Origin of the sequence: Peptoniphilus timonensis JC401 (assembly GCF_000312025.1) — a bacterium.
Lineage (GTDB): Bacteria > Bacillota > Clostridia > Tissierellales > Peptoniphilaceae > Peptoniphilus_A > Peptoniphilus_A timonensis.
Map to the genome: position 1 here is coordinate 196,021 of NZ_HE978593.1, position 9,191 is coordinate 205,211.

Below are 9,191 nucleotides of genomic sequence, written 5' to 3' on the forward strand. Positions count from 1 at the left end.
GTAATCTTGTTTTTTGTCAACTGGTCTTTATAAACATCTATATCTTTTTGTGCCTTGTAATCTTCGCCCTTTAGTGCAGCATTAAAGGAATCTGTAGCTTCTTGCATTTTAACTTGAAAATCTGTTAGTTCTCTTATAAACACTTTTGCTGATTCTTCATTTTCTGACATAATAGAATTTTTTAAGCCTGGTAAAATTTCTAGAGCTTTTTCACTTGCTCTAAGAGTATATTCATTAGATTCCTTAAATTTTTCTGGAACATTAAGGGATTTAATTCTACTAACAATATTTGTAATTTCAGAATTTGCATTTTCGTAAGCAGAATTTAATTCATCACTGCTTAAATTTGCAGCATTGTCGAAGAAACTTAATTTTAATTTTCCAATTGATTTATTTAAATCACTTTGTAGTGATTTAATTTCTTTTACATAATTTTCTTCATCAGCTGATAAATTTAAAGAAAGTGATGAAGAATTTTTGTCATTTATAATGACTTTAAAGTTTTCTTTGTCCCACTTAACTTCAGCCTTTAGATTTTCAGCAACAAATCTTAGGGGAACAAAAGTGCGTTCTTTTTTTATAGAAGCAGGGGAATCAAGTTTCACTTCATTGCCATTAACTAGAGCATTTTTAGAATCAACTTTAAGAAGAATTTCAGTATCCTTTCCCTTAACACCGACTTCTCTTTTGTCATTATCCCAAGTTACTTTGTATCCAAGAGTTTCAGAAATAAATCTTATGGGAACCATGGTCCTTTCATTTTGAATATAGGGTGCAACGTCTGATTTTACAATTTTTCCATTGTATTCGATAAGAGGACTTCTGCCTGCAAAAACATTTGAAGTCACAAAAATCATAAGTAACAATGAAAATAAAATAGATTTAAATTTTTTCATAAACTACACTTCCTCCTTATTTGTTCTTACTCATTGATGATGTGTAAGAGTTTGAATCAAAGTTTTTTTCAATATAAATTAAATTACTGTCCTTATCTCCCTGAAGCTCAATAAAAGAGCCATCTCTTGAAGTAGGTGAAACTTGTCCATTTTCATCATCTCTGTAAAAAATAATATATTCCTTATTTGGACTTAAATTTTTTGGCACGTCAATTTCAATTTGTGAAAGATCTCCCTTATAATCCTTTAAGAAGGAAATAGACATACCTTCTGCAGTAGATGTTGAAATTCTAATTCTTGAAATATAATCAGAGTTTTTGATTAGTTCGTTAACAGCTTCCTTGTCAAAATTTGAAGTTGCAACTTGTTCCTCATCAGTTTTTTTAGCAGTAGTTTCTGATGAAACTTGCTTGTCATTTGTCTTTGTATCGACCTTATCTTTTTTGCCACAAGCAGAAAGACTTAGGCTTAGAAGCAATGACATTGAAATAATAAAAATCTTTTTCATACTATACCTCCAATTTTAGTTCATTATATCACAAGAGAGCTAAGTAATTATATAATTTTAAATTAAGTATAAGAATGATATAATAAAAAGGGTGATAAAATGCCAAAAGATGTCCTATTTATTTTAAATAAATTATTAGAAAATGGATTTGAAGCTTATATAGTTGGTGGTTGTGTAAGAGATAAATTGCTTTCCATTGAGCCTCATGATTATGATATAACAACTTCAGCTAAACCAAAGGAGATAAAAGAAGTATTTAGTGACTGCAAAACTATTTTAGTTGGAGAAGAATTTGGCACTGTTGGCATTTTGCTAAATAAAGTACTATATGAAGTAACTACTTTTAGAATTGATGGAAATTACATTAACAACAGAAAACCGGAAAAAGTAATTTTTTCAGACAATCTAAAAGAAGATCTTAAAAGACGAGATTTTACTATTAATGCTATGGCTATGGACATTGATGGAAAACTTTATGACCCTTTTGATGGAAAAAAAGATCTTCAAGAAAAAATAATTAGGGCAGTTGGAGATCCAAATGAAAGGATCAAAGAGGACGCTCTTCGCATGATGAGGGCAATAAGATTTGCTGGAAGATTTAATTTTTATATAGAAGAAAATCTTTTTGACGCAATAGGTCTAAATGCACATCTACTAAAAAAAATTGCTCCAGAAAGAATATTTGATGAATTTTCAAAAATGATCACTAGTGAAAAGCCATCTTATTATTTACTTTTGTTAGAAGAAAGTGGAATATTAGATGTTATTTTTCCTGAACTAAAGAGAACTGTGGGCTTTGTACAATTTTCGCCCTATCATGACAAGACTCTTTTTGACCACCTTATATGTGTTATGGATTATGTGAAGCCAGATTTAAGTCTTAGACTTGCAGCGCTTTTTCATGATATTTCAAAGGTGGACACTCTTTCTATTGGTGAAGATGGAAGAGGTCACTTTTATGGTCATGAAATTCTTGGGGCTGACTTGGTAGAAAAAATTTTAAAAAAGTATAGACTTCCCAATAAAACTATAGAAAAAGTTAAAATCTTAATATTAGACCACATGAAGGTTCATGCTGAAATGTCTGATAAAGCTCTAAGAAGACAAATAAAAAGAGTGGGAAGAGAAAATGTTCTTGACCTATATGATTTACTTATAGCTGACTGTAAAGCCACAAGAATAGATAGAGATGCAAGTTTTATTATAAATAGGAAAAATAGGGTAAAAGAATTATTAGATGAAAAAGAGATGAAAACTGAAAAGTTTTTAGAAATAAATGGAAATGATATTAAGTCCTTAGGTTTTTCTGAGGGAAAATTAATTGGAGAAATTTTAAAAGAACTTGAAAATTTGGTTTTAGAAGATCCAGAGAAAAATAATAGGTCTTATTTAATAGAATATATTGAAAAAAATTACAGGAGATAAAAATGACAAGATTATTTGGAACAGATGGAGTTCGTGGAATTGCAAATAAGAAACTGACTCCAAAACTTTGTTATGATATAGGAAGAGCGGCTGCTTTTGTGCTTGCAAAGGGAAAAAAGGGAAAAGTTTTAGTTGGAAGAGATACAAGACTTTCTGGAGATTTAGTTGAATCTTCTCTTGTGGCAGGATTTATGAGTATTGGCCTTGATGTTGACCTTGCAGGAGTTATTCCAACACCAGGTGTTGCTTATCTTACAAGGACAGGAGATTATCTATGTGGTGTTTCCATATCAGCTTCTCACAATCCTTTTGAACACAATGGAATTAAGTTTTTTTCAAGCCAAGGATTAAAGCTTGATGATAAAATTGAAGATGAAATAGAAGAAAAAATTTTATCAACTACAAAAATTTATAAAGATGTAAGTGGAGATGAAATTGGGAGATTAAATAGGTCTGATGAATTTACAAAAAAATATGTAGATTATCTAAAAAACTTAGTTGATCTTGATTTTTCTGAATTTGAAGTTGCTGTGGATGCAGGAAATGGGGCTCAATCTTTTATAGCAGAAGAAGTTCTAAAATCCTATGGTGCTAAGGTTAAAATTATTAACAATGAACCAAATGGCATGAACATAAATGATTCTTGTGGTTCTACTAATCCAGAACTTATAGAAGATTTAGTAAAAAAAGATGGAGCAGATATTGGCATGAGTTTTGACGGAGATGCCGATAGAATTATTGCTGTTGATGAAGAGGGAAATATAGTCGATGGTGACCATATTTTAGCAATTGCTGCAACATATTTAAAGGAAAATGGAAAACTTAAAAATAATGCTGCAGTTGGAACAATTATGTCCAACATGGGTCTAAAGAAATATCTTGAAAAAATTGATGTAGATTTTATTGAGACTAAGGTTGGGGATAGATACATTTTAGAAAAAATGTTGAGTGACGATTATGTAATTGGAGCTGAACAATCAGGTCATGTGATTTTCCTTGATTACAATACGACAGGGGATGGACTAGCAACAGGCATTCACCTTCTAGAAATCATGAAAAAATCTGGAAAAAAATTATCTGAACTAAATAAACTTATGAAAGATTATCCACAAGTCCTTAAAAATGCAAAGGTTCGTGAAGATTTAAAAAATAAATATGAAGAATTCCCTGAAATCATGGATGCAATAAAGGCTGTGGAAAAAAATTATAATGGAAGTGGAAGGGTTGTGATTAGACCATCAGGTACAGAAGCTCTTGTGCGTGTCATGATCGAAGGAGAAGACCAAGATAAACTGTCTCAAGATGCTGACAAATTAGTAAAACTTATAGAAGATAAATTGAATTAGGAGCATGTAATGTATAAGATTATATCAGACACAAGTTGTGATTTAACAAAAGAGGAAATAAAAGATTTGGGGATTGAATATGTTCCTTTTAAAATCTCCATTGATGGCAAAGATTATACCGACAATGAAAATTTAAATATAGATGAATTTTTAAAAGCTATGGAAAAAACTGAAAATGCAATTAAAACAGCTTGCCCAGCTCCTTATGACTTTTTAAAAGTTATAGAAGAAAATAAGGACAAGGATATTTATATATTGACAATTTCCTCAAAACTTTCAGGTTCTTACAATTCTGCAAAAGTTGCTGAAGCTGAAGCTAAAGAAAAGTTTGAGGGAATTAAGATTCACGTAATAGATTCAAAAGCAGCATCTGCAGGTACAACAAGAATAGCCTTAAAACTTCTTGATTTAGTAAAAGAAAAGGAATTCGATGAAGTTGTAAAAGAGATAGAAAAGGAAACAAATCTTGAAACAACTATGTTTGTCCTTGAATCTATGAAAAATCTTATTAAAAATGGAAGAATCAAAAAAACAGCAGGTTTAATTGCCAATGTATTAAATATTAGACCAGTTATGATTTCAAATGATGGAGAAATTGAGTTATTTGAAATAAACCGTGGAATGAAAAAATCTCTTGATAAAATGATAAAAGCAATAGAAAATAAGTGTAAAATTGATACGCCAGATCTTATTACTATTTCCTATGTTGCCAACAAGGAAAGAGCAGAAAAGTTAAAAGAAAAAATAGAAAAGCTCTACCAAGGTGTAAAAGTTCATGTTAGGCACACCAATGGTTTATCCTCTGGGTATGCAGATATAGGAGGAATTGTAATAGCTTTTTGAGGTGAAAGATGAATAAGAGAGATAGAAGAGATAATTTTCAAGATCAAATTAATTATGCCTTTAAAAATGAAAATTTTAAGGAAATCGGAGAAATAATTGGAGAGGGAATAGACACAGCTATTGATGTTACAAAGAGATCTATCACTAGTTTTGTAAATAAAAACAAGAAAAATCTACCTTATAGTATTCAAAATGATGACAGAATAATAAATCAAAATCCAAAGACTGTAAATAGGGTAAAGACTTGGGGCTTTGTTGCAAAAGTTTCAATTGTGGGTCATCTTTTTGCTTTGTTTGGTTTTCTAATGGATATGTTTGATACTTATGGTTCAATAAGAGAAGATTTACCAGCCTTAATTTTTTGGGTTATTCCTGCCCTTGTTATTTCTTTTTATGCAAATTATAGAATAAAAAAACCAAAGACCAAATTATTAGATTTAGAAAATACAATCGTGAAATTGGAAATAATACAGTGATTCCAACTGCTGACCTTGCTGCCATAACAGCTAAGCCTCTTGATTTTACAATAAATGACCTTATAAATATGATAGAGAAAGATTATTATAGGCAAGCTCGTATGGTTGAAAATGGAGAACTCTTTATCCTAGATTCAAAAACTTATAAACTTTACAAGGAAGAAGCTTTAAGAGATCCTAAGGAAAGAATGGAAGAACTTGAAGATAATGAAAAAAATGCCAAAGTCGAAGATTTGCTTTTAAGGGTAAAATCTTATGTCACTGAGTTGACAAAAATTGAAAGTCAAATTTCTACTCCAATGGATGAAAAAATTAGAGAACTCTTAAAAATAATAAGTAAAATTTTTGAACTTTTAAGAGAAAATCCATCAACAGCAGATGATTTAAGTAAAGCAATAAATTATTATTTGCCAATTACTGTGAAACTTTCTAAATCCTACATGGAAATGAAAGAAAAGCCAACAGAATCAGTTTCAGAATCTTTAAGTGATATTGAAAATACTATGGACATTGTTGTCCATGCCTTTACGAAAATATTAGACAATATATATCAGGAAAAGATTATGGACTTATCAAGTGATATGAGTGTTTTAAAATCTATGTTGAAGCAAGAGGGACTTTTAGATAAAGACGAATTTAAAGTCGGGAGGTAAAAGTGGATAGAGAAATCAAACTATCATTATCAGATGATTTTGAGGAAATTCAAGATGAAGATAAAAGGGTTTTAAAAGAAATCACAGATGAGAATGAAGTGAAATTGAGCCCAGAAGAAGAAAGACAAGTTGAAGAATTTGCAAAACAAATTGATATTACAAACTCAAATATTGTTCTACAATATGGAGTTGGAGCTCAAAGAAAGATTTCAAATTTTTCTGAAAAAACACTAGAATCTGTAAAAACAAAGGACCTTGGAGAAGTGGGTGACTTGCTCTCTGGAGTTGTAAACGAATTAAAAACCTTTGATTTAGATGAAGAAGACAATAAATTGATTGGTTTTTTCAAAAAACAAGTAAACAATATGACTTCATTAAAGACAAAATATGATTCTGCAGAGAAAAATGTAAATAATATTATAAGAACTCTTGAAGATCATCAAGTTACATTGATGAAGGACATAGCAATGTTAGATCAAATGTATGAACTAAACGAGTCCTACTACAAAGAACTTAGTATGTATATACTTGCTGGAAAGAAAAAAATTGATGAGGCGACAAATGTTGAACTGCCAAAAATTGAGAGAAAAAGCAGCACAAAGTAATCTTCCAGTAGATGCTCAACGTGCAAATGATTATGTAAATATGATAAGCAGGTTTGAGAAAAAACTTCACGATCTAGATTTAACTAGAATGGTTTCAATTCAAATGGCGCCGCAAATTAGAATGGTACAATCATCAAATACAGTTATGGTTGAAAAAATTCAATCGACTATTGTAAATACAATTCCACTTTGGAAATCTCAAATGGTAATTGCTCTAGGTGCAAATCATTCAAAAGAAGCAGCTAAGGCAACGAAAGAAGTGACTGATCTTACAAATAAGCTCTTAAAGAAAAATGCAGAAACTTTAAAACAAACTACTGTTGAAACTGCAAGACTTTCTGAAAGAGGAATTGTAGATATGGAAACTATAAGACACACCAATGAACAGCTTATATCAGCTTTAAATGAAGTTCGTGAAATTCAAATTCAAGGACACAGAAGAAGAGAAGAAGCTTCAGCTGAACTAAGAAAGATAGAAGAAAATTTAAAATCTTCCTTAGTTGAGATTGCAAATAAATAATTATATAAAATTACGAAATTAAGACCGAGATTTTTCTCGGTTTTTCTTTTGCCAAGAATTTAAATATTTATTGTATTAATTATCATATTTTTACTTAATCTTATAAAATTTTTGGGTAAAAAAAATCTCCCATTAATAAAAAAATGGAAGATTATGTGAAATTTATATAATTTTTATCTAAAGGAAATTTTTCCGTCTTCTATAGAATCAATTATGGCAAGAGAAAGTAAATCATAGCCCATGCCTCTTATAATTTTACCGCCATCTTGGAAGCCCTTTTCAATGGCAACAGAAATGCCAGAAATATTTGCACCAGCTTGTTTTGATACGTCGATTAGACCCTTTAGAGCATTTCCTTCAGCCAAAAAGTCGTCAATAATAAGTAAATTGTCATCAGCTGACAAAAATCTTTTTGAGACAGTTATAGTGTAGTTTTTCTTTGTTGTAAAAGATTCAACTCTAGACTCATAGACGTCGTCGCCAATATTTAAAGTTTTTTGCTTTTTGCAAAAGACCACCATGGCATCGTCAAAGTGTTTTGAAGCTACACTGGCAAGAGCTATACCACTGGCTTCTATTGTAAGTATTTTATTTATATTTTTATCCTTAAAATAAACTGCCATTTCTTCAGCTAGTTTATCCAAAAATTTTATATCAAGTTGGTGATTTAAAAATGAGTCTACCTTTACAATATTTCCATCTAAAATTCTTCCGTCATTTATAATTCTTTCTTCTAATAATTTCATTTTACACCTCTAGATTATTTTAAGTCATAAGAAGTAAGTAATCAAGTTAGAGGCAAGGATTTATAAAATAAAAAAGAATTAATTTATAAATTTTTGGGAATTCTTTATAGCAGGGTTTATTTTTATTTGATAAAATAATTTTAATAAAATAGAGTGTGAAAGGAGAAATTTATGAAAAAAACCTTAATTTTATTTTGCTTATTTTTAATTTTATTATGTCCAACAAATATTTTTGCAGAATAAGCCTTGCCAAATAATTCATCTAAAATGGAAATTCTTAGTCAGGATGGAAGTATTTCTAATTACACTTTTTCTACATATATTATTGATGACTATAATTATTTTAAACTTAGGAATTTTGCATCCTATATGAATAAGACTGCGAAAAAATTTGATATAAAATTTGACAGTGAAAGAAACGCAATTGAAATATTTACGGAATCATCTTATAGGGATTTTTCAGGACTTCCAAAGGAAAATATTTCTGCATCTAAAAAAGCTATTCCAAGTCCTCAAAAAATTTTTATTGATGGCAGAGAAGTTCAAATTTCTGGATATAACATCGAAGGAAATAATTATTTTAAACTGAGAGATTTGGCTGAAGCACTGAATATAGAAATTAATTATGATGAAGTAAAAAAATGTGTAATTATAAACCCAAATCTTTCCAATGATGAAAAAATTTAAATGATTTAAATGAAAAATTGAAAGTGAGCATGAATTTAGAAAATTCTCTTGACCCTGAGGTTAAAAATATTGCTTCAGGAGAAATTATTGGAAAAGATAAGGACTTTATTTATTTTCCGCCTAAAAATAAAGATAGGAAAATAAATTTGAGCTTAGGGTATGCTGCAGAAATTAAAAATTCAAGAATTACAAATTTTAGAAAGATAAATAATACAGTTAATATTCCAAAAAGTACAGGACTTCTTTATATGGATTTTGATGCTTTAAAAAATAAGACGATTTGCATTGATGGAAATGATTATAATATAAGCCAAAATTATATAAATAAGTGGATGAAAAATAATATTTTAATTCCTTTTATAACTTGTGAAAGAAATGGACAAAATGATGCCTATAAAGTAATTTATCTTAATTTCGTCAATACAGCTCCAAAGAAAAATGAAATTTCTGAACTTGTTAATGCAAGGGGAAATGAAATAACGAATA

At 29.6% G+C, this 9,191-nt stretch carries 10 protein-coding genes and 1 pseudogene; 8 read left to right on the forward strand and 3 right to left on the reverse strand.

Going from position 1 to position 9,191, the window contains the following annotated elements; translation table 11 throughout:
• Positions 1–896, reverse strand: an 896-nt coding sequence (locus HGPT_RS00990; RefSeq protein ID WP_019138030.1) for a copper amine oxidase N-terminal domain-containing protein, incomplete at its 3' end; no start/stop codon positions are given.
• 16 nt (positions 897–912) lie between these two features.
• The gene (locus tag HGPT_RS00995) at positions 913–1,404 is read right to left on the reverse strand and encodes a hypothetical protein (protein ID WP_019138031.1); all 492 of its coding nucleotides are present in this window, start codon (positions 1,402–1,404) and stop codon (positions 913–915) included.
• A 99-nt stretch (positions 1,405–1,503) separates the two neighbouring features.
• Between HGPT_RS00995 and HGPT_RS01000 the strand changes: the two genes are divergently transcribed.
• The 6 genes and pseudogenes from HGPT_RS01000 (at position 1,504) to HGPT_RS01020 (ending at position 7,272) form a co-directional block, all read left to right on the forward strand.
• Positions 1,504–2,829: a CCA tRNA nucleotidyltransferase gene (locus HGPT_RS01000; protein ID WP_019138032.1), complete on the forward strand. Its 1,326-nt coding sequence runs from the start codon at positions 1,504–1,506 to the stop codon at positions 2,827–2,829.
• Positions 2,830–2,831: 2 nt separating this feature from the next.
• Entirely contained in the window at positions 2,832–4,175 is a 1,344-nt protein-coding gene (glmM, locus tag HGPT_RS01005; protein WP_019138033.1) for a phosphoglucosamine mutase, read from the forward strand.
• A gap of 9 nt (positions 4,176–4,184) precedes the next feature.
• A complete protein-coding gene (locus HGPT_RS01010) occupies positions 4,185–5,018 on the forward strand; it encodes a DegV family protein (protein ID WP_019138034.1) in 834 nt (277 codons plus the stop codon).
• A gap of 8 nt (positions 5,019–5,026) precedes the next feature.
• Positions 5,027–5,494 (forward strand): hypothetical protein, encoded by a 468-nt coding sequence (locus tag HGPT_RS09460; RefSeq protein ID WP_245544060.1) that lies wholly within the window; start codon positions 5,027–5,029, stop codon positions 5,492–5,494.
• The gene (locus tag HGPT_RS09465; protein ID WP_245544061.1) at positions 5,491–6,147 is read left to right on the forward strand and encodes a 5-bromo-4-chloroindolyl phosphate hydrolysis family protein; all 657 of its coding nucleotides are present in this window, start codon (positions 5,491–5,493) and stop codon (positions 6,145–6,147) included. Before HGPT_RS09460 ends, HGPT_RS09465 begins: the two co-directional genes overlap by 4 nt.
• Positions 6,148–6,149: 2 nt before the next feature.
• Positions 6,150–7,272: pseudogene (locus HGPT_RS01020) on the forward strand (toxic anion resistance protein).
• Positions 7,273–7,445: 173 nt separating this feature from the next.
• On the opposite strand, the gene HGPT_RS01025 reads toward HGPT_RS01020, so the two are convergent.
• Positions 7,446–8,018: a xanthine phosphoribosyltransferase gene (locus HGPT_RS01025; RefSeq protein ID WP_019138035.1), complete on the reverse strand. Its 573-nt coding sequence runs from the start codon at positions 8,016–8,018 to the stop codon at positions 7,446–7,448.
• A gap of 246 nt (positions 8,019–8,264) precedes the next feature.
• Between HGPT_RS01025 and HGPT_RS08640 the strand changes: the two genes are divergently transcribed.
• Positions 8,265–8,705: a hypothetical protein gene (locus HGPT_RS08640; RefSeq protein WP_019138036.1), complete on the forward strand. Its 441-nt coding sequence runs from the start codon at positions 8,265–8,267 to the stop codon at positions 8,703–8,705.
• A 29-nt stretch (positions 8,706–8,734) separates the two neighbouring features.
• On the forward strand, positions 8,735–9,191 hold a 457-nt coding region (locus tag HGPT_RS09140), incomplete at its 3' end, for a hypothetical protein (RefSeq protein WP_040542208.1).